This is a genomic window from Rhizobium sp. NLR8a (assembly GCF_019685235.1).
Classification (GTDB): domain Bacteria; phylum Pseudomonadota; class Alphaproteobacteria; order Rhizobiales; family Rhizobiaceae; genus Rhizobium.
In genome coordinates this window covers 679,908-705,205 of record NZ_JABDWI010000001.1, presented here as the reverse complement: position 1 = coordinate 705,205, position 25,298 = coordinate 679,908, and the positions used below count along the sequence as shown (strand labels likewise).

22 protein-coding genes are annotated in these 25,298 nt (G+C 61.3%); 16 read left to right on the top strand and 6 right to left on the bottom strand.

The window, feature by feature from the left end:
- Positions 1 to 61 precede the first annotated feature (61 nt).
- Positions 62 to 2,050: a malto-oligosyltrehalose trehalohydrolase gene (gene treZ, locus HJC04_RS03190; RefSeq protein WP_221144721.1), complete on the top strand. Its 1,989-nt coding sequence runs from the start codon at positions 62 to 64 to the stop codon at positions 2,048 to 2,050.
- Positions 2,051 to 2,115: 65 nt separating this feature from the next.
- Here treZ and HJC04_RS03185 read toward each other — a convergent pair whose 3' ends face one another.
- Both HJC04_RS03185 and HJC04_RS03180 read right to left on the bottom strand, forming a co-directional pair.
- Positions 2,116 to 2,640: a DUF6766 family protein gene (locus tag HJC04_RS03185; protein ID WP_311044187.1), complete on the bottom strand. Its 525-nt coding sequence runs from the start codon at positions 2,638 to 2,640 to the stop codon at positions 2,116 to 2,118.
- A complete protein-coding gene (locus HJC04_RS03180; RefSeq protein WP_221144719.1) occupies positions 2,615 to 2,797 on the bottom strand; it encodes a hypothetical protein in 183 nt (60 codons plus the stop codon). Before HJC04_RS03180 ends, HJC04_RS03185 begins: the two co-directional genes overlap by 26 nt.
- A 167-nt stretch (positions 2,798 to 2,964) precedes the next feature.
- On the opposite strand from HJC04_RS03180, the gene HJC04_RS32200 reads away from it, so the two are divergent.
- The gene (locus HJC04_RS32200) at positions 2,965 to 3,879 is read left to right on the top strand and encodes an alpha-amylase family glycosyl hydrolase (protein ID WP_409078109.1); all 915 of its coding nucleotides are present in this window, start codon (positions 2,965 to 2,967) and stop codon (positions 3,877 to 3,879) included.
- Complete coding sequence (locus tag HJC04_RS32195) at positions 3,876 to 4,643, top strand: alpha-amylase family glycosyl hydrolase (RefSeq protein ID WP_409078108.1); 768 nt, start codon at positions 3,876 to 3,878, stop codon at positions 4,641 to 4,643. Before HJC04_RS32200 ends, HJC04_RS32195 begins: the two co-directional genes overlap by 4 nt.
- A gap of 96 nt (positions 4,644 to 4,739) precedes the next feature.
- Here HJC04_RS32195 and ftrA read toward each other — a convergent pair whose 3' ends face one another.
- Positions 4,740 to 5,738 (bottom strand): transcriptional regulator FtrA, encoded by a 999-nt coding sequence (ftrA, locus tag HJC04_RS03170; RefSeq protein ID WP_210630155.1) that lies wholly within the window; start codon positions 5,736 to 5,738, stop codon positions 4,740 to 4,742.
- A gap of 69 nt (positions 5,739 to 5,807) precedes the next feature.
- On the opposite strand from ftrA, the gene HJC04_RS03165 reads away from it, so the two are divergent.
- Positions 5,808 to 6,218: a rhodanese-like domain-containing protein gene (locus HJC04_RS03165; protein ID WP_210630153.1), complete on the top strand. Its 411-nt coding sequence runs from the start codon at positions 5,808 to 5,810 to the stop codon at positions 6,216 to 6,218.
- Between the two features lie 39 nt (positions 6,219 to 6,257).
- Here the strand turns inward: HJC04_RS03165 and HJC04_RS03160 are convergent, their stop codons facing one another.
- The gene (locus HJC04_RS03160; RefSeq protein ID WP_210630151.1) at positions 6,258 to 7,280 is read right to left on the bottom strand and encodes an NAD(P)-dependent alcohol dehydrogenase; all 1,023 of its coding nucleotides are present in this window, start codon (positions 7,278 to 7,280) and stop codon (positions 6,258 to 6,260) included.
- 103 nt (positions 7,281 to 7,383) lie between these two features.
- Here HJC04_RS03160 and HJC04_RS03155 point away from each other — a divergent pair, with 103 nt between their 5' ends.
- The 3 genes from HJC04_RS03155 (at position 7,384) to HJC04_RS03145 (ending at position 11,531) form a co-directional block, all read left to right on the top strand.
- Positions 7,384 to 8,283 carry a LysR family transcriptional regulator gene (locus tag HJC04_RS03155; protein ID WP_221144716.1) on the top strand — a complete coding sequence of 300 codons (900 nt, stop codon included), beginning with the start codon at positions 7,384 to 7,386 and terminating at the stop codon, positions 8,281 to 8,283.
- 141 nt (positions 8,284 to 8,424) lie between these two features.
- Positions 8,425 to 8,961, top strand: a complete 537-nt coding sequence (locus HJC04_RS03150; RefSeq protein WP_210630148.1) for a biliverdin-producing heme oxygenase — start codon at positions 8,425 to 8,427, stop codon at positions 8,959 to 8,961.
- Positions 8,958 to 11,531, top strand: a complete 2,574-nt coding sequence (locus HJC04_RS03145; RefSeq protein WP_221144714.1) for an HWE histidine kinase domain-containing protein — start codon at positions 8,958 to 8,960, stop codon at positions 11,529 to 11,531. The genes HJC04_RS03150 and HJC04_RS03145 overlap by 4 nt, the downstream gene beginning before the upstream one ends.
- 5 nt (positions 11,532 to 11,536) lie before the next feature.
- Here HJC04_RS03145 and HJC04_RS03140 read toward each other — a convergent pair whose 3' ends face one another.
- On the bottom strand, positions 11,537 to 12,187 hold the full coding sequence (locus HJC04_RS03140) for a TetR family transcriptional regulator C-terminal domain-containing protein (protein WP_210630145.1): 651 nt from the start codon (positions 12,185 to 12,187) through the stop codon (positions 11,537 to 11,539).
- Between the two features lie 299 nt (positions 12,188 to 12,486).
- On the opposite strand from HJC04_RS03140, the gene HJC04_RS03135 reads away from it, so the two are divergent.
- The 3 genes from HJC04_RS03135 to hydA are packed head-to-tail and all read left to right on the top strand — an operon-like array spanning position 12,487 to position 15,834.
- Entirely contained in the window at positions 12,487 to 13,740 is a 1,254-nt protein-coding gene (locus HJC04_RS03135; RefSeq protein ID WP_210630143.1) for a Zn-dependent hydrolase, read from the top strand.
- Positions 13,740 to 14,345 (top strand): hypothetical protein, encoded by a 606-nt coding sequence (locus HJC04_RS03130; RefSeq protein WP_221144712.1) that lies wholly within the window; start codon positions 13,740 to 13,742, stop codon positions 14,343 to 14,345. The genes HJC04_RS03135 and HJC04_RS03130 overlap by 1 nt, the downstream gene beginning before the upstream one ends.
- 34 nt (positions 14,346 to 14,379) lie before the next feature.
- The gene (hydA, locus tag HJC04_RS03125; RefSeq protein ID WP_210630140.1) at positions 14,380 to 15,834 is read left to right on the top strand and encodes a dihydropyrimidinase; all 1,455 of its coding nucleotides are present in this window, start codon (positions 14,380 to 14,382) and stop codon (positions 15,832 to 15,834) included.
- A gap of 58 nt (positions 15,835 to 15,892) precedes the next feature.
- On the opposite strand, the gene HJC04_RS03120 is transcribed toward hydA, so the two are convergent.
- Complete coding sequence (locus HJC04_RS03120) at positions 15,893 to 16,306, bottom strand: cupin domain-containing protein (protein ID WP_210630139.1); 414 nt, start codon at positions 16,304 to 16,306, stop codon at positions 15,893 to 15,895.
- Positions 16,307 to 16,400: 94 nt separating this feature from the next.
- Here HJC04_RS03120 and HJC04_RS03115 point away from each other — a divergent pair, with 94 nt between their 5' ends.
- The 6 genes from HJC04_RS03115 to HJC04_RS03090 all read left to right on the top strand — a co-directional run bounded on the left by HJC04_RS03115 (position 16,401) and on the right by HJC04_RS03090 (position 25,256).
- The gene (locus HJC04_RS03115) at positions 16,401 to 17,186 is read left to right on the top strand and encodes an ABC transporter ATP-binding protein (protein WP_210630137.1); all 786 of its coding nucleotides are present in this window, start codon (positions 16,401 to 16,403) and stop codon (positions 17,184 to 17,186) included.
- A gap of 66 nt (positions 17,187 to 17,252) precedes the next feature.
- Entirely contained in the window at positions 17,253 to 18,182 is a 930-nt protein-coding gene (locus tag HJC04_RS03110) for an ABC transporter permease (RefSeq protein ID WP_210630136.1), read from the top strand.
- Positions 18,179 to 19,306 (top strand): ABC transporter permease, encoded by a 1,128-nt coding sequence (locus tag HJC04_RS03105; RefSeq protein ID WP_210630134.1) that lies wholly within the window; start codon positions 18,179 to 18,181, stop codon positions 19,304 to 19,306. The genes HJC04_RS03110 and HJC04_RS03105 overlap by 4 nt, the downstream gene beginning before the upstream one ends.
- 58 nt (positions 19,307 to 19,364) lie before the next feature.
- Positions 19,365 to 20,336 (top strand): ABC transporter substrate-binding protein, encoded by a 972-nt coding sequence (locus HJC04_RS03100; protein ID WP_221144710.1) that lies wholly within the window; start codon positions 19,365 to 19,367, stop codon positions 20,334 to 20,336.
- 396 nt (positions 20,337 to 20,732) lie between these two features.
- Positions 20,733 to 21,923 carry an efflux RND transporter periplasmic adaptor subunit gene (locus HJC04_RS03095; RefSeq protein WP_221144700.1) on the top strand — a complete coding sequence of 397 codons (1,191 nt, stop codon included), beginning with the start codon at positions 20,733 to 20,735 and terminating at the stop codon, positions 21,921 to 21,923.
- Between the two features lie 12 nt (positions 21,924 to 21,935).
- Positions 21,936 to 25,256 carry an efflux RND transporter permease subunit gene (locus HJC04_RS03090; protein ID WP_221144698.1) on the top strand — a complete coding sequence of 1,107 codons (3,321 nt, stop codon included), beginning with the start codon at positions 21,936 to 21,938 and terminating at the stop codon, positions 25,254 to 25,256.
- The last annotated feature ends 42 nt before the right edge of the window (positions 25,257 to 25,298 follow it).

Below are 25,298 nucleotides of genomic sequence, written 5' to 3'. Positions count from 1 at the left end.
GCAATTCCGGGAACATCATGAGGCTGCCGAAGTTAGCGCAGGCGATCTCCACGAGAGAGCCATGCACGACCACTCAAACAGCGAAAAGTCGAAACCGGTGTCCCCCAGTTCGAGCCGACGCCTCCCGATCGGAGCGGAGGTTGATGCTGGCGGCGTTTCGTTCCGACTATGGGCCCCTGCCAGAGAACGCTGTTTCGCCGTCATCGAGGAAAATTCCGAATACGAGATGCCGGCGGAGGACGACGGCTACTTCTGCCTCTATCTGCCCGGCCTGGCTGCAGGGACGCGATACCGGTTTCACTTTGGGGATGCAGGTGATCTTCTTGCCGATCCTGCCTCGCGTTTTCAGCCGAAGGGTCCATCCGGGCCGTCAGTTGTCGTGGATCCGGCGCAGTATCAGTGGAATGACCACGATTGGCAGGGAATCCGCGCCTCCGGAGCTGCTCTCTATGAGATGCACATCGGCACCTTCACAAGGGACGGCACCTTTGCGGCAGCCCGGGAAAAACTGGCAAGACTTCGGTCGATTGGCATCAACTGCCTGGAAGTAATGCCGATCAACGAGTTTGAAGGCGAGTTCGGCTGGGGTTACGACGGCACGTTGCTCTATGCTCCCACCCGGCTCTATGGACCACCGGATGATGTGCGCGCCTTCGTCGACGAAGCCCACCGGATCGGCATGGGGGTGATCCTCGACGTGGTCTACAATCACTTCGGTAAAGGCGAGCGTTTTTGCGAATTCACACCAGACTATTTCACCGAGCGTTACTCGAACGAATGGGGCAAGTCGATCAACTTCGATGGTGCGAACAGCCGTGGCGTTCGCGAATATGTCGCAAAGAACGCGGCCTATTGGATCGACGAATTTCATTTTGATGGATTGCGCATCGATGCAACGCAGGCCTTGTTCGACTCAAGCCGCGAACACATCGTCACGGTCATCGCCAGGGAAGCTCGCGCAGCAGCGAGACAGCGTCAAATCTATCTCGTCAGCGAAAATGAGCCGCAACAAACCAATATGGTGCGGCCGGCTGAGGTGGGAGGGCATGGGCTGGACGCCTTGTGGAATGAGGATTTCCACCGCTCCGCGACAGTGGCGCTGACGGGCCGCAATGAAGCCTATTATCATGATCATCGCGGTACGGCTCAGGAACTCGTTTCTGCCGCCAAGTATGGCTGCCTGTTTCAGGGACAAAGATATGATTGGCAGGATCGGCCGCGGGGAGCCGCCGGGCTCGACCTCAAACCGTGGAATTTCGTACATTTTCTCCAAAATCACGATCAGGTCGCCAACTCCGGCATAGGAGCCAGAATCGGCCACATAACGTCTCCGGCACGACTTCGAGCCCTGACGGCGCTCCAGTTGCTGGGGCCGCAGACGCCCATGCTCTTTCAGGGACAGGAGTTTGGTTCCTCTTCTCCGTTCTATTATTTCGCCGATCACGACGGAGAAATTGCCGACATCGTACGGCAGGGACGGCGTAGTTTTATCAGCCAATTCCCGAACCTGAGGGATGAAGAACTCATTAGACACATGGCTGATCCATGTGCTCGCGCGACGTTCGACAAGGTGAAGCTTGATTGGGCCGAATGGGAGAGGAACGCGGCGATCGTTCAGCTTCATCGCGACCTGCTGAATCTGCGTCAGACAGATAAGGCATTTTCTCGCCAGGCGTGCGCCCGTGACGGCCAGTTGGACGGCAGTCTCTTGTCCAGCACCGCCTTCCTCCTGAGGTTCTTCGCGGAAAAACCGTCTGATGAGAGATTATTGCTGATCAACTTCGGCAATGATCTCGTGGTCGACAGTCTGCCGGATCCGCTTTTTGCTTCACCGCAAGGTCATCAATGGTGTCTCTCGTGGTCGAGTGAAGATCCCTCATATGGTGGCAGCGGACGCCGGCCCTATGATTTCCAGAAGCGTTGGGTCTTGAACGGAGATATCGCTTTGGTCCTCGCACCTGTAAAAGTCGGGAACCGGCGAAACGCCTCAGGAGTACCCGTGAAGCGCTGGCAAGCCGGCATTTCGCGAGCAGAAGACGCCGGCCTCTGATCCAATACCTCGCATAACCGTCCCATGAAGCGGGGCTTATCGGCAGCTGCGCTTCATAGGCCAGTTCAGGTGGCGCCGCCGATCCTCTCAGGCCCCCTGCGCGTTTCCAGGTCGTGGGCGTATGGTCCCGCATGTCCACCGGTTCTCATGAAGTGCTTATCAATTTCGGCGATGCTCGCTTCAGCCCTTTCTCCGGCATTTAATCGGATCAGAGCGTCCAGTTTCGCTTCCGCGCGGTCATCATTTTCCTTCGAAGACGGAGATCCGATGTAGAGAAAGTAGGCAAGACCGACGACCTGCCAGAGCAGTTGCAGGAATTCGGACTGCCAATTTTCAAAGGTGTCTCTGCCCATCTCCATGAGATAGGCATCGATATCAGCGGCTTGACCGTGGCTCTGCTGCTCCCCGACAAAAGCAAACCAGCCAAATAACCAATGGCCGGCGAGCGAAAACAGAAAGAAGCCGACGGTGATCCAGGCGTAGGCGTATTTCTTGAAAATGATACCTCCTTTGGACAGGCAACTGGTGCGCAGAGTGCGAGAGCAGCCGCATTTGAGGTCCTCATCAGCTGATCCTGGCCTGTCCTTCACGTTCCCCCGTATTGCGAGATGCAGCAGCCGTCGCCCCGGACCTGAAAGCGGGCAGCACCTCATGTCCGTAGACTTCGATGATTTCGCGCTGATTGCGCCCGACATTGTGGATGTGGATCACCGCGCCCTCATACCAGCTGCTGATTCGGTTCGGCACCGCGACGGTCTCCCGTTAATCTCTCTTGCACACCTTCTAACGGTCCCCGAAGGAGGGGGTTCCAGGTCCACCGAGGCCGCGGGAAACCGGATGAAGGTCCGGCCCGGTGGAACCCGCGGGCGTCATCGGTGTTCTCCCAAGATCCCAAACAAGTAGGAAAGCCTCCGATGGATCAGTCCACGACATCGCTGGGAGGTCCCGTGCGATCACCTCTCCAACCGAAATGGTGGCATACGGCAACTGTCTACCAAGTCTATCCGCGCAGCTTCTGCGACTCGAACGGAGATGGCATCGGCGATCTTCCCGGCGTCACCGCAAAGCTCGATTACCTGAAGAAGCTCGGGATCGACATCATCTGGCTGTCGCCGATCTACAAGTCGCCGATGGACGACAATGGTTACTGCATATCCGACTATCGGGACATCGCCCCCGAGTTTGGCACGCTCGCAGATTTTGACCAGTTGGTGGCTGAGGCGAAAGACCGGGGGATCGGCATCATGCTCGACCTCGTCGTCAACCACACCTCCGACGAGCATCCGTGGTTTCTTCAATCCCGCCAAGACCTCGACAATCCATTCCGCGACTTCTACATCTGGCGCAAGCCCGCCCCGGACGGAGGACCGCCAAACAGATTAAAATCCTCCTTCGGCGGGCCGGCATGGACGCTCGATCCCGCCACCGGCGAATACTACCTGCACATGTTTTCCCGCCGCCAGCCGGACCTCAATTGGGAGAACGAGAGGGTACGGGCGGAAATCTATGACATGATGAACTGGTGGCTCGAGCGCGGCATTGCCGGCTTCCGCATGGATGTCATCGACTATATCGGCAAGCAGGTGGATCAGGAACTCGTCAAGGACGGACCACATCTGCACGATTATCTGCAGGAGATGAATGCCAGGACCTTCGGCAACAGCGATATCCTGACCGTCGGCGAAGCCTGGAGCGCCACGCCCGGCGCGGCCCTTCTCTATTCCGGGCGTGAACGCCGGGAACTTTCGATGATCTTCCAGTTCGAGCACGTCACCCAGCAATGGGACGCGGTCTATGGCAAACGGCGCCCGAGCCGTTCGACCTCGTGAATCTCAAGACCGTGCTCAGCAAGTGGCAGCTTGCTCTATCCGAAGATGGGTGGAATTCGCTCTTCTGGGGCAATCACGATCTGCCGCGCGCCGTTTCGCGCTACGGCAATGTCAGCGGCTATCACGTCGAGTCGGCGAAGATGCTGGCGACCGTGTTGCATCTCCTGAAAGGCACGCCTTTCGTCTATCAGGGCGAGGAGATCGGCATGACGAACGTCCCCTTCACCTCGATCGAACAGTATCGCGATATCGAAACCATCAACATGCACAGGCTGCACGTGGAGGCCGGCCTTTCACCGGAGGAATTCATCCGCGGAGCAAACGAGAACGGCCGCGATAACGCCCGCACACCGATGCAATGGAGTGCTGCCCCCTATGGCGGCTTTTCCACAGGCGCCCCCTGGATCGAGGTCAATCCCAATTACCCGAAGGTCAACGCCGAAGCCGCCATCAAGGACGAAAAGTCGATCTGGAACCATTATCGCAAGCTGATCGCTCTCCGGAAAACCCACCCTGCCATTGTCTATGGGGAGTACCGGTCCTGGCTCGACCAACACCCCGATGTCTTCGTGTATACCCGCACGCTCGACAGGAGCTGGATCATTGTCGTCGCCAATTTCACGCCGCGCGAAATTGCGGTAAGTCTGCCGACAGAGCTGGCGATCCATGGAGAATGCCTGATCTGCAATTATGAACCGGTGCACACGATCGGCGAAACCGTTGAGCTCAAGCCGTACGAAACCTTCGCGATAGAATGTAAGTGAAGCTCTCGGACCAGCCTGTTAAACAACCGACGGGTTGACGGCCGTCGGCGATATCGAACGCGTTGAAAAGTTGGACCCTATGTCGGCATAACGCGCTCAGCCGCCAAATGACTTCCGATAGGCATTCGGGCTCGTGCCCAGCCGCTTGCGGAAGTGGTGCCGCATCGTCGCCAAGGTGCCGAAGCCGCTGGATATCGCGATGTCGTCGAGCGATACGGCAAGCTCTCTTTCAAGAAGGTCGCGCGCATGGCGCAGCCGCTCCTTCAGCAGCCATTCGCCGACGCTGAGACCTGTCGTCGCTTCGAAGCGGCGCTGGAAAGTGCGAACGCTCATGCCAGCCCTTTTGGCGAGCAGACTGATCGGCTGCTCCACGGCAAGGCTTTGACGCATCCATTCGATCAGCGGGCTGAGGCGTATGCCCTCACGTTCCTGCGGAATCGGCGCGCCGATGAACTGTGCCTGCCCACCTTCGCGGTGCGGCGGCACGATGAGGCGGCGGGCGACGCTGTTTGCCGCCTCCGAGCCGAAATCGCCGCGCACGACATGCAGGCAGAGATCGATGCCGGCCGCGCTGCCGGCCGCTGTCAGCAGGCTGCCCTCATCGATGTAGAGTACATCCGCGTCGAGCGTGATGTCAGGATAACGCGCTGCGATCGTGGCGACATAGCGCCAATGCGTTGTAGCCCTGCGGTTGGCAAGCAACCCGGACGCGGCAAGAACCGCAACTCCGGAACAGAGCGACATGATTCGCGCGCCGCGCTGGTGCGCTGCCTTGAGAGCGGCGGAAAGCGGTTCCGGCACCGGCGCATCGATTGACCGCCAGCCGGGCACGACGATCAGGTCCGCCGCATCGAGCACTTCCAGCCCCTTGTCGACCGCGACCGTCAATCCGCCGGCGGCGCGAAGCGGCCCCGGCTCGATACCGCAGACGGAGAAGCGATACCACCCCTCGCCCATCTCGGGACGCGGCAGGCCGAAGACCTCATAGGCTATCCCGAATTCGAAGGTGCAGAGCCCGTCATAGGCAAGTACGGCGACCAGCGGTCCGTTCCGCCGCGGAGATGTGTTTGGCATGATCTTTACGCTGACAGTCATGTTGGCCAATTTCGCAAATCTCTAGCATCGGCGATACCAGGCGGCAATTCCAACTAGAAGGAAAAACAAATGCCGAGTTCCGTCTCCGAAATCCCCGCTGCCGCACCCGATCTTGCTGTCGCCCACTATGCCGCCAAGCTCGCCTTCGAAACCGACTGCTCGGATGTCCGCGCTGCCTTTACCGCCGGCAAGGTCGATTTCGTTCTCCTCGACGTGCGCTCGCCGGCGCTGTTTGCGCAGTCGCATGTGCCTGGCGCGGTTAACCTGCCGCACGGCAAGATGACCGCCCACCGCATGTCGGGATGGGCCAGCGATACGCTCTTCGTCGTCTATTGCGCCGGTCCTCACTGCAACGGCGCCGACAAGGCCGCTTTCCGCCTCGCCAAGCTCGGCCTCCGGGCCAAGCTGATGATCGGCGGCATGACCGGCTGGGCCGACGAGGGCTTCGCCTTCGAAAGCCAAGCCGCCGCTGCCGAATAGGGTATCGCTCCCCTTCGCGATGCGAGGGGAGCGCATCTCTCAAAACTTAATGACGATCTTGCCGAAGGGACCTCGATAGAGATGATCGAGCGCCTGCGGCAGCTCCTCGAAGCCATAATGCCTGTCGATAACAGGCTTCAGCCTGATCTGGTCGACGGCGCGCACCAGATCCTCCAGCGCCCTGCGGTGACCGACCGTAATTCCCTGCATGACGGGCGCCTTGAGAAGCAGCGGCGCCACCGGCGCCGAGATCTCGAAACCCTCGAAGACGCCGATCACCGAAATGCGTCCGTTAACCGCCACAGCCTTCAGCGCCTGGCCGAGATGCGGTCCGCCGACGATTTCGAGCACGTGGTCGGCGCCGTAATCGCCGGTCAGTCGATGGAACTGCTCCACCCAGTCGCGCTCATGCCGGTTGATCAGGTGATCGGCGCCAAGCGCCAGCGCCCGGTCGAGCTTTTCGCTGCTGCCCGATGTGATGAAGACCTCGGCGCCATGTGCCTTGGCAATCTGCAGGCCGAAGAGCGCCACGCCGCCGGTTCCCTGTACCAGCACTTTGTCGCCGGCCTTGAGCTTGCCGCATTCGATCAGCGCGAACCATGCCGTCAACCCGGCGCAGGGCAGCGTGCTCGCTTCGGCGGCATCGAGCGTTTTCGGCGCAAGTGTGAACCACTCTTCGGAAAACACGGTGTGTTCGCTCAGCACGCCGGGATAGAAGCCGCCGCGCGTCTGGTAAGGCGGATTGCGCGCAGTGCCCGGCCCGCGTCCGTCGATCCAATCCGGGGAAAAGGTGGAGATAACTCGATCGCCGGGTTTGAAGCGTGTGACATCCGGGCCGACGGCCTCGACCTCGCCTGCCATGTCCGAGGCCGGTACGAAGGGAAACTGCAGCGGCAGTCCCATGCCGCTCTCGAGCACCAGCCTGTCGCGGAAATTGAGGGAGACCGCCTGCGTCCGCACCCGGATCATCGTGCCGGACACGTCGGGAATTCTCGCTTCACCAATCTTCAGATTGGCCTCCGCCCCAATGGCGTCGGTTTGCCACTGCCTTGTCGTCTGCATCTTTCTGCTCCTTCTCGATTGGAGGAGTAGCAGATATATCGTTGAATATTGATCGCCTGTTGCGATATAAAATCGTCAAACTGGTGCCGCAAAGGAAACAACGATGGAGCAGTTGAAGGGGATTTCGATCTTCGTCCAGACGGTCGAAGCCGGCGGATTCTCCGCCGCCGCCGAACGGCTTCACCTCACCCGCTCGGCAGTCAGCAAGACAATCGCAAGGCTCGAACAGCGACTCGGCGTCCGGCTCTTCAACCGCACGACCCGGACCCAGAGCCTCACCGACGAGGGCCGGTTCTTCTATGAGCGGTGCCTGAGAGCCATCGAGGAAATCCGGATCGGTGAGGCCCAGCTTGAGTCGGGCAGGCGCGAGGTCCGCGGCAGGCTGCGGGTATCGATGCCGGCACTGTTCGGGCGCCATTGCGCCGCGCCGATCCTGACCCGCCTGCTCGATGACCACCCCGATCTCGAACTGGACTTATCCTTCAGCGATCGGGTCGTCGATCTCTCGGAGGACGGCTTCGACCTTGCCGTCCGCAACGGTCCTCTGAAGGACGATCCCGACCTGATGGCGCGCACGATCGCCCGGCAAACAATGACGGTCTGCGCCTCGCCCGCTTATCTCGAAACCTATGGCGTGCCGCAAACGCTCGACGATCTCGCCCGCCATCATGGTATCGTCTATCGCAGGGGTGATAATGACAAGGCCTGGACCTTCCCGGCTCCGGCCGGACCCCCACGCGAAGTTCTGCCGACATCGCGGTTACGGCTCGACGATCTCGCCTCGATCGCAGACGCCGCGGTTGAAGGCCGCGGGCTTGCCTGGCTGACCTGCTGGCTGGTGCGGGACAGGGTCCTCTCAGGTGAACTCGTGCGGGTTCTGACCGATACGCCATCCACCATATTTGAAGCCTATGCCGTCTGGCCGCGATCGCCGGTGATGCTGCCGAAAGTGCGTCTTGCCATCGATACGCTGGCCGCGGAACTGCCGGCGATCATGAGCTGAATCTCACCAAATCGAGCCGGAGGCGAAGCCCATGTTTTTCTATAGGTTTCTCTGGAAATGCCGAGACGCTGCAATATATCGCTAGTTCGTCGCTCTCGCATTCGCAGCATCCTCTGCCACTTCACTCAGAACACGGTCCGTATGTCACTTCGAAGCGTGCTCCGCGCAGAAACAGCAGATTGCCACGCCAAAGTCGATAAGCTCTTCGGCATTTTCGACCTCTCCAGCAGAGAGCAGTACAGGACATTCCTGCGCGCGCACGCCCGCATCATACCGGCAGCCGAACATGCGCTCGAGGAAGCCGGAGTCGTTCGCCTGCTGCCCGATTGGCCGGAAAGAAGGCGCGCGCAGCTGCTGTTTGCCGACATCGGCGAACTCGGCGACCGGTTGCCCAAGCGCCTTCCGCCACCGCCATTGCAGGGCGACGCGGCGCTCTGGGGCGCCCTCTACGTCCTTGAAGGCTCCAAGCTCGGCGGCGCCATGCTCGCCAGGTCCGTGCCCGATCACCTGCCCAGCAGCTATCTCACGCCGCAGGGGTCCAAGGGCGCTACTAGGGTCTTCATGGATCGTCTCGATGCAAGCAGCGTCGACGTTCCCGCCGCCACCATTTCGGCGGCCCGCATGCTCTTCGAACTTTTCCTCAGAGCCGGCCAGCTCGAACTGGAAGCCGTCGCATGAGCAGCGTGCGCCAACCCGTCGATCTCACCAATTGCGATCGTGAGCCCATCCATCAGCTCGGCGCCATCCAGCCGTTCGGTTTCCTCCTGGCGATATCGCTCGATTGGATGGTCACGCGGGCCTCGGCGAATCTTGCGGAATTTCTCGGGGTGGAACACACCGACGCGCTCGGTCGTCCCGTCTCGTCGCTGATCTTGCCTGAGGCGGTCCACACGATCCGCAACAAGCTGACCACCATACGCAGCTCCGATGTCGTCGAGCGCATTTTCGACATTACCCTGCTGCCTGAGGAGTCCCGCTTCGACCTCGCCGTCCACCTGCAAGAAAATCTGGTCATCCTTGAAGGCGAGCGCAGCCAGCAAGACAAGCGCAACGCCCCGTCGCTCTCCATGCGCAGCATGATCTCCCGCCTCGATCAAACTGAAACGCTGGAAGCCTTCTTCCGCGAGGGCGCGAGGCAGGCACGCGCGCTTACCGGCTTCGACCGGGTCATGGTCTATCGCTTCGATGAAGGCGGCTCGGGCGAGGTCGTGGCGGAAGCCGCCCGCAGCGGCATTGGCTCGTTTCTTGGGTTGCACTATCCGGCCTCCGACATTCCGGTGCAGGCGCGCGCCCTTTATCTGCGCAATCTGTTTCGCATCATCGCCGATGTGGACGCGGTGCCCGTGCCGGTTCTCCCGCAATTGGACGAAGAGGGCCAGCCGCTCGATCTCTCTATGTCGGTGCTGCGCTCGGTCTCGCCGATCCACATCGAATATCTGAAGAACATGGGGGTCGGTGCGTCGCTCTCCATATCGATCGTCGTGGACGGCAAGCTCTGGGGCCTGTTTGCCTGCCATCACTACGGTCCGCGTCTGCCGTCGGCGCAAAGCCGCTCCACCGCCGAACTCTTCGGCCAAATGTTCGCTTCGCGCCTGGAAAGCCGCGAGCGGCGGCTGGCGCTCGACTACGAGACCAAGGCGCGCCGCATCGCCGACCGGCTTCTCACTTCCGTCGCCGACAATGCCAGCCTGCTCGACGATCCGGCCTGGCTGATCGAGGCGCTCGCCGACGCCGTTCCCGCCGACGGGATCGGCGTCTGGATCAACGGCCGGATGGCGCTTGCCGGGATCGGGCCGGATGAGAGAGGCTTTTCGACCCTCGTCCGCCACCTCAACCGCAACGCCAGCGGGCGCATCTATGCGGTGGACAGGCTTGGCGAAACCTATCCGGATCCTGAGATCGACGATGCGGTGGCAGGCATGCTCGCCATCCCGATCTCGCGTTCGCCGCGCGATTACGTCGTGCTGTTCCGTCAGGAATTGGTGCGCACCGTTCGCTGGGGCGGCGACCCGCACAAGCCAGTGGAATACGGCCCCAACGGTCCGCGGCTGACGCCGCGCAAGAGTTTCGAAGCCTGGTCCGAACTGGTGCGCGGCCGCTCCCTGCCCTTTACCGAGGCCGAGCGCCGGGTCGCTGAAACCATCCGCGTCACGTTAATCGAGGTGGTGCTGCGTCTGACCGACGAGGCCAGCATGGCCCGCCAGGTGGCGAACGAGCGGCAGGAACTGCTGATCGCCGAACTCAACCACCGCGTCCGCAACATATTGAGCCTGATCACCGGCATCATCCGGCAGTCGCAGACGACGTCGGTCGGCCTCGGCGATTATGTCCGTCAGCTCGAGGGCCGCATTCAGTCGCTCGCCCGCGCCCATGACCAGATCACGAGGGATCACTGGGCACCCGCTTCGCTGCGGCAATTGTTGTCGGCTGAAAACGCGGCCTACCTCGGAAAGAACGCGCAACGCTTCCGGATAAGCGGCGAAGACGTCCTCCTAGAGCCCCAGGCTTTTACCATCGTCGCCTTGGTCTTCCATGAGCTGATGACCAACAGCGCCAAATACGGCAGCCTCTCCGGCGCCGGCAGCGGCACCGTCGAGCTCGGCTGGCATCGCGATGATGAAGGCAGTCTACGCATCGGCTGGCGCGAAAAGGACGGCCCGCCCGTCGCCGAGCCGGAGCGTCACGGATTCGGCTCGACGATCATCCGGCGCTCCATTCCCTATGACCTCGGCGGCAAGGCCGAAATCCGCTACATCAAGGAAGGGCTGGAGGCGGATTTTTCGATACCGGCCCGCTACGTGAGCGATGTCGACCAGAGTCTATTGCCCCAGGCGACGGCTGCCGGCGTTGCGGAACGCAAGACTGTTCCCGCTGACCGGGAGCCGCTCTCCGGCTTGAAGATCCTGCTGGTGGAAAACAACCTGATCATCGCCATGGATGGCGAGGATATCCTGCGCCGCCTCGGTGCCGAAGTGACGACGGCGCCCAGCGTCGCCGAGGCGATGGAGATCCTGGCCGGCCGGTCCTTCGATTTCGCGCTTCTCGATGTCAATCTGGGAGACGAGACGAGTTTCGGGATTGCCGACCGATTGGCAGCCGCAGGCGTGCCCTTCGTTTTTGCCACGGGTTATGGCGAAGGCATCGCCCAAGCCAACACCCACTCGGGCGCGCCGGTATTGCAGAAGCCCTATACGACCGAAGGCATCACGGATCTTCTTGCCCGGGTGCAGCTTCCGAAGGGAGGGTGAAACGGTCAAGTTCTCGCAGTATCCGGCCGCAGCCCGCCGATGAAAAGCTGTTCCAAAAACCGCGCCGCATCCTCGAAGCGCCCCTCGCCGGCGTGCTCCTGCCCCAGCACGGCGCGCACCTGGACGTCGAAGTCCGCATAATGCTGCGTCGTCGACCAGATCGAAAAGATCAGGTGGTAGGGATCACACTCGACGATCTTGCCTGATTTCGTCCAGGCGCGGATGACCTCCGCCTTCTCGTCGACCAATTCCTTCAGTGGCCCCTTCAGCTCGTCCTCGATATGGGGGGCACCCTGCAGCACTTCGTTGGCGAAAAGCCTGCTCTCGCGCGGAAAATCGCGCGCCATCTCAAGCTTGCGCCGGATGTAGCTGCGGATTTCTTCCTCCGGATTGCCCTCGGCGTCGAAGGCGCGCAGCGGCTCCAGCCAGGTGTAGAGCACCCGATCGATCAGCGCCCGGTGCATGGCTTCCTTGGTGCGGAAATAATAGAGCAGATTGGGCTTCGACATGCCGGCCACTTCGGCGATCTGATCGATCGTCGAGCCGCGAAAGCCGCGGGCCGAGAAGACATCGAGCGCCGCCTCCAGAATCTGCTCTTCCTTCTCCTCCTGGATTCGCGTCCGCCGCAAGGTCTTCGCTGCTCTCGGAATAGCCATAGGCTATCGTTTCCCCTTGCAATTCAACTTCTTCGCTCAAGTTTTGGCTAGGGTCGGTCCTGCCATTTTCTTGAGCAACTGCCCGCATTTTTATCGGCAATTTTCGTGATTTTCGTCTTGAGCCCGGCGGTGGAAGTTGTAATGTTTACCAATCGGTCAAATATCCGCCAGATGAAAAACAAAGGCAACTGGCGATTTTCCGGCGCTCGATAAAACCAATAAGAGGCGCGGGATCAGACCATGGGAACAGGCGGGCATGCCCCTTGCATGACTGCCGCAAACAGGTGAGGGCTTGAAGAATGGTGGCAGCACCAGGCGAGAACATGCGCGTCAATGGCGACCGTCTCTGGGACAGTCTCATGGACATGGCGAAAATCGGCCCAGGAATCGCCGGCGGCAACAACCGCCAGACGCTAACGGATTCGGATGCCGAGGGCCGAAACCTTTTCAAGACATGGTGCGACGAAGCGGGCCTGACCATGGGTGTTGACCGCATGGGCACGATGTTCGCCACCCGCCCCGGCACCGATCCCGATGCCCTGCCGGTCTATGTCGGCTCGCACCTCGATACCCAGCCGACCGGCGGCAAATATGACGGCGTTCTCGGTGTGCTTTCGGCCCTCGAAATCGTGCGGACGATGAACGACCTGGGCATCAAGACCAAGCATCCAATCGTCGTCACCAATTGGACGAACGAGGAAGGCGCGCGCTTCGCCCCTGCCATGCTGGCGTCCGGCGTCTTCGCCGGTGTGCACAGCCTGGACTTCGCCTATAACCGCAGGGATCCCGAAGGCAATCTCTTCGGCGATGAGCTGAAGCGCATCGGCTGGGTCGGCGACGAAGAGGTCGGCGCCCGCAAGATGCACGCCTATTTCGAATATCACATCGAGCAGGGCCCTATCCTCGAAGCCGAAGACAAGCAGATCGGCGTCGTCACCCACTGTCAGGGCCTGTGGTGGCTGGAATTCACGCTCACCGGCAAGGAAGCCCATACCGGCTCGACACCGATGAACATGCGCGTCAATGCCGGCCTCGCCATGTCGCGCATCCTGGAAATGGTCCAGGCTGTCGCGATGGGCGAACAGCCGGGCGCCGTCGGCGGCGTCGGTCAGGTCTTCTTCTCGCCGAACTCCCGCAACGTGCTGCCGGGCAAAGTGGTCTTCACCGTCGACATCCGTTCGCCCGACAAGGCCAAGCTCGATCGCATGCGGGCAAAGATCGAAGCGGAAGCGCCTGGCATCTGCGATGCACTGGGTGTCGGCTGTTCCATCGAGGCGATCGGCCATTTCGCGCCGGTCACCTTCGACGAAAAGCTCGTCGCCTCGGTTCGCTCTGCTGCCGAACACCTGGGTTACAGCCACATGAACATCATCTCCGGCGCCGGCCACGACGCCTGCTGGGCCGCCAAGGTGGCGCCTGCCACCATGGTCATGTGCCCCTGCGTCGGCGGGCTCAGCCACAACGAGGCGGAAGAGATTTCCAAGGAATGGGCGACCGCGGGTGCCGATGTGCTGTTCCATGCTGTTGTGGAGACGGCGGAGATTGTGGTGTGATGGCGTCGAACTTGCCAACGACGTATCTCGACTATGCCGATGCCTTTAAGTTCGGAATTCAGCGAACTGCCGACGACATCGCATGGGCCACCTCCAATGTGGTGCCAGTGACTGAAGGGCCGTGGGGCGACATCCCTAGCGTGCAGATCTATTGTGTTGGCGTCAACACTGCAGGCGAGCGGATTAGGCTTCCGCAAATACCCAGCTTTTGGCGGTATAAACCTTCCGGGGTCCAACTGGCCCATTCGGATGACCCCGACCCAAATGGGCCCCATCGAACCTATTATATCTATGGACCTAGGCCTTGTGTCGTTCGAATCGAACTCGGCCCTTCCATGCCCGGCATTTTGGTCGAACGTCCCAACGGCGGCCATCCCGTACAGTCAACTGGGCTGATCGATGGCAAGGATTTCTACTTTCGCGAAAGCGATGGTTTTTGGTCATTGTCCGTCGGCGGCACTGACGTCGTTGACCAGCCCGACTGGTATTACGAGGAAGAGCATGACACGCCAGATGAGCTGAGTGAGGAAGCCGTCTACAGCCTCATCGCCAAGGGTGCAGCGCTCCTGCGAAGTGGTACGCCCACGATGGCAGTTGAGCAGTAACAACAAGAGACCGCAGGGAGAAGGAACAGCAGCCATGACCACAGTCATCAAGAACGGCACCATCGTCACGGCCGACCTCACCTACAAGGCTGACGTCAAGATCGACGGCGGCAAGATCATCGAGATCGGCCCGAACCTCTCAGGTGAAGAGAGCCTGGATGCCACGGGCTGTTACGTCATGCCCGGCGGCATCGATCCGCATACCCATCTCGAAATGCCCTTCATGGGCACCTATTCCTCCGACGATTTCGAGAGCGGCACGCGTGCGGCGCTTTCCGGCGGCACGACCATGGTCGTCGATTTCGCCCTTCCCGCCCCTGGCCAGTCGCTGCTCGAAGCGCTGACCATGTGGGACAACAAATCGACGCGGGCCAATTGCGACTATTCCTTCCACATGGCCGTCACCTGGTGGAGCGAGCAGGTCTTCAAGGAGATGGAGACCATCGTCCGCGACAAGGGCATCAATACCTTCAAGCACTTCATGGCCTACAAGGGCGCGCTGATGGTCGACGATGACGAGATGTTCGCCTCCTTCCAGCGCTGCGCCGAACTTGGCGCGCTGCCGCTGGTGCATGCCGAAAACGGCGACGTCGTCGCCTCGATGTCGGCAAAGCTGCTCGCCGAAGGCAATAACGGCCCCGAGGCGCATGCCTATTCCCGTCCCGCCGAAGTCGAGGGCGAGGCCACCAACCGCGCCATCATGATCGCCGACATGGCCGGCTGCCCGGTTTATATCGTCCATACCTCCTGCGAACAGGCGCACGAGGCGATCCGCCGGGCGCGCGCCAAGGGCATGCGCGTCTATGGCGAACCGCTGATCCAGCACCTGACGCTCGACGAGAGCGAATATTCCAACCCCGATTGGGACCATGCCGCCCGCCGCGTCATGTCGCCGCCCTTCCGCAGCAAGCAGCATCAGGACTCGCTCTGGGCCGGACTTGCCTCCGGTTCGTTGCAGGTGGTCGCAACCGACCACTGCGCTTTCACCACGGCGCAAAAACGTTTCGGCGTCGGCGACTTCACCAAGATCCCGAACGGCACCGGCGGCCTTGAAGACCGAATGCCTATGCTCTGGACGCACGGCGTCAACACCGGCCGCCTGACGATGAACGAATTCGTCGCCGTCACCTCGACCAACATCGCCAAGATTCTCAATATCTATCCGAAGAAGGGCGCGATACTCGTCGGCGCCGATGCCGATATCGTCGTCTGGGACCCGAACCGTTCGAAGGTTATCTCGTCCAAGAGCCAGCAGTCGGCGATCGACTACAACGTCTTCGAAGGCAAGGAAGTAACCGGCCTGCCGCGCTATACGCTGACGCGCGGCGTCGTCGCGATCGAGGAAAACACGATCCAGACCCGCGAGGGCCACGGCGAGTTCGTCAGACGCGAACCGGTGACAGCCGTCAGCAAAGCGCTGTCCACCTGGAAGGAGATCACCTCCCCGCGCAAGGTGGAACGCAGCGGCATCCCGGCAACCGGCGTGTGACGATGGAGCATAACGATACGGCCATCATCTGGGGAACGACGCCTCCATGCGGATGACCTCACGCCGGCACCAACGCGTCCAGCTCCGGCAGAAGCACGACGCTTTCCTGCTCGTGCGGATCGGTGCGGGCGATGACCGCCGTGCAGGGCGTGCTGCTGAGGTTCGCAGGCATATGCGGCACGCCGGCCGGGATGTAGAAGAGCTCGCCGGCATGGGTGACGACGTGATGCTCCAGTTGGTCACCGTACCAGGTATGAGCCTCGCCGGAGAGCACGTAGATCGCCGTCTCATGCGCCTCGTGCAGGTGCGCCTTGGCACGCACGCCGGGCGGGATCGTCAGGAGGTGCATGCAGATGCCCGTGGCGCCGACGGTCTCGGCCGCTATCCCTTCGAAATAGCTGAGCCCCTGCTTGCCGTCATAGGCGTGCTTGGGACGAACGATGTGGCAGGTGGGTTTTGATGTCGCATCCATCTTCTTACTCCGTAAATTGTGCCGCCGGCAGAGCCTGCGGTGATGGTAACACGCAAACCGCGGTCCCGCGGGGAAAACAAGATCGGTCGCATTGATGCAAGCACCCTCGGTCGTATCCGCCAAGGATCTCTGTCTCACCTATCAAGCGAATGACGGCCCCGTTCGGGCGCTGAGCGATGTCAATCTCGATGTCCGCAAGGGCGATTTCGTCTCTTTCATCGGCCCGTCCGGCTGCGGAAAGACGACCTTCCTGCGGGTCATCGCCGATCTCGAAAAGAGCACATCAGGCGAGATCTCGATCAACGGCATGACGCCCGAGGAGGCGCGCAGGGCCCGTGCCTACGGCTATGTCTTCCAGGCGCCGGCGCTCTATCCCTGGCGCACGATCGAAAGCAACATCGCCCTGCCGCTGGAGATCATGGGCTATCGCGGCGCTGATCGCACGCGGCGCATCGCCGAGGCGCTCGACCTCGTCAGCCTTTCCGGCTTCGAAAAGAAATTCCCCTGGCAGCTTTCCGGCGGCATGCAGCAGCGCGCCTCGATCGCCCGCGCGCTCGCCTTCGACGCCGACCTGCTGTTGATGGACGAACCCTTCGGTGCGCTCGACGAGATCGTCCGCGACCATCTGAACGAAGAGCTATTGAAGCTTTGGGCCCGCACCAACAAGACGATCTGCTTCGTCACCCACTCGATCCCCGAGGCGGTCTACCTCTCGACCAAGATCGTGGTGATGTCGCCGCGCCCCGGCCGCGTGACCGACGTGATCGACTCCACCTTGCCGGCCGAACGCCCGCTCGACATCCGCGACACCCCCGAATTCCTGGAAATCGCCCATCGTGTCCGCGAGGGGCTGAGGACGGGGCATAGCCATGAGGTTTAGAGCGTTGATCTCAAGGGCAGAGGGGGGTGGCTCCGCACGCGACGCCAACAGATGGAGGCAGTCGCTGTGAAACCAGACACCTTCAAAAACAAGATCGTTCCTGTCACCACGATCCTGCTCGGCCTGATCGCCATCTGGTATGTCGCCGCCATTCTCATGAATGCGCCGTTCCAGCGTGACATGGACAGCCGCGCCGGCGTCACGCCGACCACGATGGAATTCATCGGCAAGACGCTGGCGCAGCCAAAGCCGATCCTGCCGGCGCCGCATCAGGTGGCGCAGAATGTCTATGAGAACACTTTCCTGCGCAGCCTTTCGAGCAGCCGCAGCCTCGTCTATCACAGCTGGATAACGCTCTCCTCCACCCTGCTCGGCTTCGGTTTCGGCATGCTGCTCGGCATTCTTCTCGCCGTGCTGATCGTGCACAACCGCGCCATGGACCGCTCGCTGATGCCCTGGCTCGTGGCCAGCCAGACGATACCGATCCTCGCCATCGCGCCGATGATCGTCATCATCTCCTACAACGTGCTCACAGGCGATAATGCGCTGGCGCATCTGCTGAACCTCGATTCCGACGCCTCCCGTCTCGTCTCCAAGGCGCTGATCTCCACCTACCTCTCCTTCTTTCCCGTCGCCGTCGGCATGGTGAAGGGGCTGCGGTCACCCGAAATCCTCTATCTTGACCTGATGCGCACCTATAATGCCAGTCCGATGCAGACCTTTTGGAAACTGCGCGTCCCTGCCTCGATCCCGTTTCTTTTCACCTCGATGAAGGTCGCGATCGCAGCAAGCCTCGTCGGCGCCATCGTCGGTGAGCTGCCGACGGGCGCGGTTGCCGGTATTGGTTCGAAGCTGCTCGCCGGCTCCTATTACAGCCAGACAATTGACATCTGGGCGGCGCTGGTCGCCGGCTCGCTGCTTGCCGGCGTTCTGGTCGCGATTGTCGGCCTGGCGGCGAAGATCGTCGACCGCGCCATGGGCGGGAGGCCGGCATGAGGCGCCTGACCTTCTCCTGGCAAGGCACGGCGGCTCTTCTTCTCTGCGTCACGGCGCTGGCGACCTTGCCGCTTCTGTCCAACGGTGCAGCCCGTCCCCTGACCGACGGCACCGCGAGCCTCATCTTCATCGTCATCGCTTCGGCCGCTCTCCTGTCCTTTGCACCGCAGCCACCGGCCTATCGCGCCACCGTGCTTTTCATCGGCGCGCATGGCGCCGCCTGGCTGCTGCTTGCGGCACTTTCCGGCAACGAGGGCACGGCAACGCGGGCTTACTTCCTGCTGCTCTTCTCTGCCTGGCTGCTCGCCTGGCGATGCGTCACGGAGCTTTCGAAAGTGCCGCCTGCCGCCGCCTTCGGTGCATCGGTGCTCGAACTGCTGATTCCGGCGATTTTCGGCGCCTGGATTCTCATCCTCTGGGAAGCGATCACGCGCGGCGCCGGCATTCCATTCATCCTGTTGCCGCCGCCGAGCGCCATCGGCGCCCGCATCATGGCCTCTCTGCCCATCCTCGGCGACGACGTCAGACAGACGATCTTCAAGGCGGTCCTGATCGGTTATATCGTTGGCTGCCTGAGCGGCTTCGTCGTCGCGGTGCTGGCCGACCGCATCGCCTTCCTGCGCCGCGGCCTGCTGCCGATCGGCAACATGGTGTCGGCCCTGCCGATCATCGGCATCGCTCCGGTCATGGTCATGTGGTTCGGCTTCGACTGGCCGTCGAAAGCCGCCGTCGTCATCATCATGACCTTCTTCCCAATGCTGGTGAACACCGTGGCAGGCCTTTCCGCCTCCGGCAGCATGGAGCGCGACCTGATGCGCACCTACGCATCGAGCGACTGGCAGACGTTGCTCAAGCTCAAGCTTCCGGCGGCGATGCCCTTCATTTTCAACGCACTGAAGATCAACTCGACGCTGGCGCTGATTGGTGCCATCGTTGCGGAATTCTTCGGGACGCCGATCGTCGGCATGGGCTTCCGCATCTCGACCGAGATCGGCCGCATGAATGTCGACATGGTCTGGGCGGAAATCGCCGTCGCGGCGCTGGCCGGCTCGATCTTTTATGGCATCATCGCCCTGACCGAACGGGCGGTGACGTTCTGGCATCCGTCTATCCGTGGTGGCTAGGCGCGCGCGGCCTCGCAAATGGGGTCCGGGCATAACTTCAGAGGGTAAGGACAAGAAAATGAAAAAATTGATGGTTGCAATGATGGCGAGCGCCATGTCGCTTGCAGCGGCCCATGCTATGGCCGCCGACAAGGTGGTTCTGCAGCTGAAATGGGTCACACAGAGCCAGTTCGCCGGTTATTACGTCGCCCAGGAGAAGGGTTTCTACAAGGAGGAAGGCCTCGACGTCGACATCAAGCCGGGTGGTCCCGATATCGCGCCTGAGCAGGTGATCGCCGGTGGCGGCGCCGATGTCATCGTCGACTGGATGGGCGGCGCGTTGGTTGCCCGCGAAAAGGGCGTTCCGCTGGTCAACATCGCCCAGCCCTATCAGAAGTCCGGCCTGGAAATGATCTGCCGTAAGGACGGCCCGGTCAAGACCGAGGCCGACTTCAAGGGCCATACGCTCGGCGTCTGGTTCTTCGGCAACGAATACCCCTTCTTCGCCTGGATGAACAAGCTGGGTCTTTCCACCGAAGGCGGCCCGAACGGCGTCACCGTGCTGAAGCAGAGCTTCGACGTGCAGCCGCTCGTCCAGAAGCAGGCCGATTGCATCTCCGTCATGACCTATAATGAATATTGGCAGGCGATCGATGCCGGCTTTAAGCCGGAGGAATTGACGGTCTTCAACTATACGCAAATGGGCAACGACCTTCTCGAGGACGGCCTCTACGCCATGGAAGACAAGCTGAAGGACCCGGCGTTCAAGGAGAAGATGGTCAAGTTCGTCCGCGCCTCGATGAAGGGCTGGAAATATGCGACCGAGAACCCGGACGAGGCGGCAGAGATCGTCGTGGACAATGGCGGCCAGGACGAAAACCATCAGAAGCGCATGATGGGCGAAGTCGCCAAGCTCGTCGGCGACGGCTCCGGCAAGCTGGACGAGGCGCTCTATGCCCGCACCGCCAAAGCGCTGCTCGACCAGAAGATCATCAGCAAGGAACCGTCGGGCGCCTGGACGCACGACATCACCGACGCCGCATCCAAGTAAGGACGGCCACATTTGAGGCAAACGCGCGGAGAATATTTCCGCGCGTTTGATATTTTTCCCGCTTGATGAAAAAACACCGTGCAGCTGTCGCATTTATCGGGCGTCAAACGTCATTGGATAGAGGCAGGATCAATCATCGTCATGTTCGCATAACCCTTCGGTGATTGATTCAAGTTCTGATGGTAATTAATATCAGCTCATGGGGAATTGTTTTCTGCCGGGCTTGCATATCGAGCAAATCGATACCAATTAGAAGCCGATTTGCCGGCGAGGGATGAAGACGGCAAAAGACGTGTGGATACCCCTGAGAATGCAGGAAAGGCAGTGGCCTGGTCGCGAGCTCAATGGCAGACGCGCGAATTCGGCTAACCTTCTGACGAGATTGGACGAAAACGCATGGCACGCAAGCCGACCGGAATTTTAGGCGCATCCACCCTTTTTGCAGCGGCGCTGGCTGCATCCACCTCCTTTTCGCAGGAGGCGCCGGTCTCAAAGCCGCAGCAGAACCTGCCGGCGATCGTTGTCACCACGGCTGTGAACCGCACCCTTGTCGACCGTGTCATCGGCACCGGAACGGTCAAGCCCGTCGAGGAAGTCTATATCCAGCCGCAGGTCGAGGGACTGTCGATCCGCACGCTGAAAGCCGATATCGGCGACAAGGTTCAGGCGGATAGCACGCTGGCGACGCTGAACGACGACGCGCTGGTCCTGGAGAAGAGCCAGATGATGGCGACCAAGGCCAAGGGCGAGGCAAGCCTCGCCCAGCTGCGCGCCCAGCTCATCGAAGCGCAGGCCAATGCAGAACAGGCAAGGCAGCAGCAGGCCCGCGCCCAGGAAATGGGCAAGAAGGGCACCGTTTCTACCGCCCAGGTCGAGCAGGCCGATGCAACCGCCGCTGCCGCCAATGCCCGCGTCGTCTCCGCCGAACAGGCGATCGAGGTCGCCGAAGCCGATCTGAAGGTCTTCGACAGCCAGATCGCCGACGCCGATCTGAAGCTCGCCCGCACCGACGTTAAGACGCCGGTTGCCGGCGTGGTTTCTGCGAAGAACGCCAAGGTCGGCGCGATCGCCGCCGGCAACGGGGATCCGCTGTTCACCATCATCCGCGACGGCGATATCGAGCTCGTTGCCGAAGTCGCCGAAAGCGATATCGTCAGGATCATGGCCGGCCAGAAGGCGACGATATCGCTTTCCGGCAGCCGCGAAAAGCTTTCCGGCGCCGTGCGCCTGGTTTCACCCACCGTCGATTCGGTGACCCGCCTCGGCCTCGTCCATATCTCCATCGACGATGACAGCAAGGCGCGTTCCGGCATGTATGGTAGCGCCGAGATCATCGTCCGCCAAACCGAGGGCGTATCGCTTCCCTTGACGGCGGTGCTCACCGGCAACGAAGGTTCCTCCGCCCGCAAGGTCGAAGACGGCGTGGTGAAATTCGCCAAGATCGAGACCGGCATCCAGGACGGCGCCTATGTCGAGATCGTCAATGGATTGAAGAGCGGCGACGAGGTCGTTGCCAAGGCGGGCGCCTATGTCCGCGACGGCGACCACATCACGCCGGTGCGTGAACAGCCCTCCGCTTCCAACTAAAGAGACCATCCGATGAATTTTTCAGCCTGGTCCATTCGAAATCCCATCGCGCCGCTGCTGGCCTTCTGCCTGCTGATCTTCATCGGCATTCAGTCCTTCAACACGCTGCCGATCACGCGCTTCCCGAACATCGACGTACCGCTCGTCTCGATCAGCGTCACGCAAAGCGGCGCTTCGCCGGCCGAACTCGAAATGCAGGTGACGAAGGAGATCGAAGATGCGATCGCCTCGATCACCGGCATCGACGAAATCCAGTCGACGGTGACCGACGGCAGCTCGCAGACAAACGTCATGTTCCGGATGGAAGTGCCGACGGAACAGGCCGTACAGGACGTCAAGGACGCGATCGACCGCATCCGCAGCGATCTGCCGGCGACGGCCGAAGCACCAATCGTTACCAAGGTCGATGTCGAGGGCCAGGCGATCCAGACCTTCGCCGTGTCATCACCCGACATGTCGCTGGAAGAACTCTCCTGGTTCGTCGACGACACGATCAAGCGCGCCCTGCAGGGCCAGGCCGGCATCGGCCGCGTTGACCGCTACGGCGGCGCGGAGCGCGAAGTGCGCATCGAACTCGCGCCTGGTAAGCTCGATGCTTACGGCATCACCGCCGCAAGCGTGAACGATCAGCTGCGCGGCACCAATGTCGATCTCGGCTCCGGTCGCGGCCAGGTGGCGGGCAGTGAACAGGCAATCCGCGTTCTGGGGGATGCCCGCAACGTCGCCGAACTTGCCGACACGACGATTGCGCTGCCGAGCGGACGCTTCGTCAAGCTGTCCGATCTCGGCGTGATCAAGGACACCTATGAGGAGCCGAAATCCTTTTCGCGCTTCAACGATACGCCTGTTGTTACCTTCGGCGTTTTCCGCTCGAAGGGCGCCAGCGAGGTCAGCGTCGCCGAAACGGTCGCGCAGAGCCTCGATAAGGTCCGAAGCGAAAATCCGAACGTGAAGATCGAAATGATCGACGATTCGGTCTATTTCACCTACGGCAACTACGAAGCCGCCATCCACACGCTGCTGGAAGGCGCTCTGCTTGCCGTCATCGTCGTTTTGCTGTTCCTCCGAAACTGGCGGGCGACGCTGATTTCGGCCATCGCGCTGCCGCTCTCTGCAATCCCGACCTTCTGGGTCATGGACATGATGGGTTTCTCGCTGAACCTCGTCAGCTTCCTCGCCCTGACGCTCGCGACAGGTATCCTGGTCGACGACGCGATCGTGGAAATCGAGAACATCGCCCGCCATATCAAAATGGGCAAGACGCCCTATCGGGCGGCGATCGAGGCGGCGGATGAAATCGGCCTCGCCGTCATCGCCACCACCTTCACCATCATCGCGGTTTTCGTGCCGGTTTCCTTCATGCCGGGCATTCCGGGCCAGTACTTCATCCAGTTCGGCCTGACCGTCGCTTTCTCCGTCTTCTTCTCTTTGCTGGTCGCGCGCTTGATCACCCCGATGATGGCCGCCTATCTGATGCGCGCCGAAGACGGGATGGAAGACCATCACGACAATGACAGTCTGCTGATGAAGGGTTATACGCGCCTGATCCGGGGAACGACCGGGCATAAGTATTCGCGATATCTGACTTTGCTTGCGGCGATTGGCTTTCTCGTTGGCTCGGTTTTCCTGCTGATGAAGGTTCCGGGCAGCTTCCTGCCGCCGGAAGACGCCTCACGCATCGTTCTCTCCGTCGAGCTACCGCCCAATGCGCGGCTCGACGACACCGAGAAGACGACCAATGCGATCTATGACAGGGTCAAGGACATCAACGGCGTCGAGAGCGTCTTCGTTCTCGGCGGCGCATCTCCGAAGGGCGATCTCGAACTGCGCCGTGCAACCATCACGCTGGCACTCCACAAGCTCGACCAGTCGCTGGTCAAGAAGGTGGTCAACGACGTGCTCGGCCGTATCCCGGTCATTGGGCCGATGCTGCCCAAGGTGGAAGTCCACGGCCGTGAGCGCCCGCAATGGGATATTGAAAAGGAAGTCTTTGCCAAACTGCGCGATATTCCCGATGTCCATATCCTGAAGCTGAACGACCGCGGCGAACGCGACCTCTCCTTCAACTTTCTCTCCAAAAACGAGAAGGACCTGAACGAGGCCGTCGGCATTCTGGAATCGAAACTCCGCGCCGATCCGCTGCTCGCCAATGTCAGCGCCGACGGTGCCCTGCCCCGTCCGGAACTGCAAGTGTATCCGCGCAAGGATGAAGCCGCCCGCCTTGGCATCACGCCGCAGCAGATCTCCGAGACGATCCGCGTCGCCACCATCGGCGATGTCGATGCGGCACTAGCCAAGATCTCGCTCGACGATCGCCAGATCCCGATCCGGGTGCAGGCAGCGCTCGACATGCGCCGCGACCTTGCCGCCATCCGGGCACTGAAGATCCAGACCGCCAGCGGCGGCACCGTTCCGCTCTCGAGCGTCGCCAATATCGACTATTCGGAAGGCGTAAGCTCGATCAAGCGCAATAACCGCTACCGCGTCGTCTCGATCGGTTCCGACCTGCCGCAGGGCGTGGCGCTCGACACGGCCTCGGCCCGCTTCCGTGAGATCGTCAACGCGGCCAAAATCCCGGCGACGGTGCATCTTGCCGAAAGCGGCGACACCAAGGTGCAGACCGAGATGCAGCAGAGCTTCGTCAACGCCATGTTGATGGGCCTTCTGCTGGTGCTGACGGTGCTGATCCTGCTCTTCAAGGACGTGATCCAGCCCTTCACCATCCTCTTCTCGCTGCCGCTCGCGATCGGCGGCGTCGCGGCGGGCCTGATCGTCACCAACAATCCGCTGTCCATGCCAGTCATGATCGGCATTCTCATGCTGATGGGTATCGTCACCAAGAACGCCATCCTGCTCGTCGATTTCGCGATCGAGATGCGCCACCAGGGCATGACGCGGGTCGAAGCCATGGTCGAAGCCGGCCGCAAACGCGCCCGGCCGATCATCATGACCTCGATTGCCATGTCGGCAGGCATGCTGCCGTCCGCGCTCGGCGTCGGCGAAGGCGGCTCGTTCCGCGCGCCGATGGCGATCGCGGTGATCGGCGGCATCATCGTCTCGACGGTGCTTTCGCTCGTCGTCGTGCCTTCCTTCTTCCTGATCATGGACGATCTGTCCCGCCTGCTCGGCTGGATGTTTGGACGCCTGGTCGGCAGGAAGGACGAGGAAGACCTGCCGCTCTCGCGCGAGGATCTTACCCGCGTGACCCGCGAGAACCGCAGCGATATCGATGCGCTGGACGAGCGCCTGACCGCGATCGAAAAGCCGGAAAACAAGCGCAAGAGCGCCAAAGATACCAACGTGCTTCGCCTGCCGCCATTCGCGGCTGAATGAGCGAAATCCGAAAAACAGAACGGGCCGGGAGCAATTTCCCGG

Excerpts from the sequence above, each read along its gene's own strand:
- treZ (WP_221144721.1), top strand. The coding sequence starts at position 62 with ATGCACGACCACTCAAACAGCGAAAAGTCGAAACCGGTGTCCCCCAGT.
- HJC04_RS32200 (WP_409078109.1), top strand. The coding sequence starts at position 2,965 with ATGGATCAGTCCACGACATCGCTGGGAGGTCCCGTGCGATCACCTCTC.
- ftrA (WP_210630155.1), bottom strand. The coding sequence starts at position 5,738 with ATGACTGTCAGCGTAAAGATCATGCCAAACACATCTCCGCGGCGGAAC.
- HJC04_RS03165 (WP_210630153.1), top strand. The coding sequence starts at position 5,808 with ATGCCGAGTTCCGTCTCCGAAATCCCCGCTGCCGCACCCGATCTTGCT.
- HJC04_RS03160 (WP_210630151.1), bottom strand. The coding sequence starts at position 7,280 with ATGCAGACGACAAGGCAGTGGCAAACCGACGCCATTGGGGCGGAGGCC.
- HJC04_RS03155 (WP_221144716.1), top strand. The coding sequence starts at position 7,384 with ATGGAGCAGTTGAAGGGGATTTCGATCTTCGTCCAGACGGTCGAAGCC.
- HJC04_RS03150 (WP_210630148.1), top strand. The coding sequence starts at position 8,425 with ATGTCACTTCGAAGCGTGCTCCGCGCAGAAACAGCAGATTGCCACGCC.
- HJC04_RS03145 (WP_221144714.1), top strand. The coding sequence starts at position 8,958 with ATGAGCAGCGTGCGCCAACCCGTCGATCTCACCAATTGCGATCGTGAG.
- HJC04_RS03140 (WP_210630145.1), bottom strand. The coding sequence starts at position 12,187 with ATGGCTATTCCGAGAGCAGCGAAGACCTTGCGGCGGACGCGAATCCAG.
- HJC04_RS03135 (WP_210630143.1), top strand. The coding sequence starts at position 12,487 with ATGGTGGCAGCACCAGGCGAGAACATGCGCGTCAATGGCGACCGTCTC.
- HJC04_RS03130 (WP_221144712.1), top strand. The coding sequence starts at position 13,740 with ATGGCGTCGAACTTGCCAACGACGTATCTCGACTATGCCGATGCCTTT.
- hydA (WP_210630140.1), top strand. The coding sequence starts at position 14,380 with ATGACCACAGTCATCAAGAACGGCACCATCGTCACGGCCGACCTCACC.
- HJC04_RS03120 (WP_210630139.1), bottom strand. The coding sequence starts at position 16,306 with ATGGATGCGACATCAAAACCCACCTGCCACATCGTTCGTCCCAAGCAC.
- HJC04_RS03115 (WP_210630137.1), top strand. The coding sequence starts at position 16,401 with ATGCAAGCACCCTCGGTCGTATCCGCCAAGGATCTCTGTCTCACCTAT.
- HJC04_RS03105 (WP_210630134.1), top strand. The coding sequence starts at position 18,179 with ATGAGGCGCCTGACCTTCTCCTGGCAAGGCACGGCGGCTCTTCTTCTC.
- HJC04_RS03100 (WP_221144710.1), top strand. The coding sequence starts at position 19,365 with ATGAAAAAATTGATGGTTGCAATGATGGCGAGCGCCATGTCGCTTGCA.
- HJC04_RS03095 (WP_221144700.1), top strand. The coding sequence starts at position 20,733 with ATGGCACGCAAGCCGACCGGAATTTTAGGCGCATCCACCCTTTTTGCA.
- HJC04_RS03090 (WP_221144698.1), top strand. The coding sequence starts at position 21,936 with ATGAATTTTTCAGCCTGGTCCATTCGAAATCCCATCGCGCCGCTGCTG.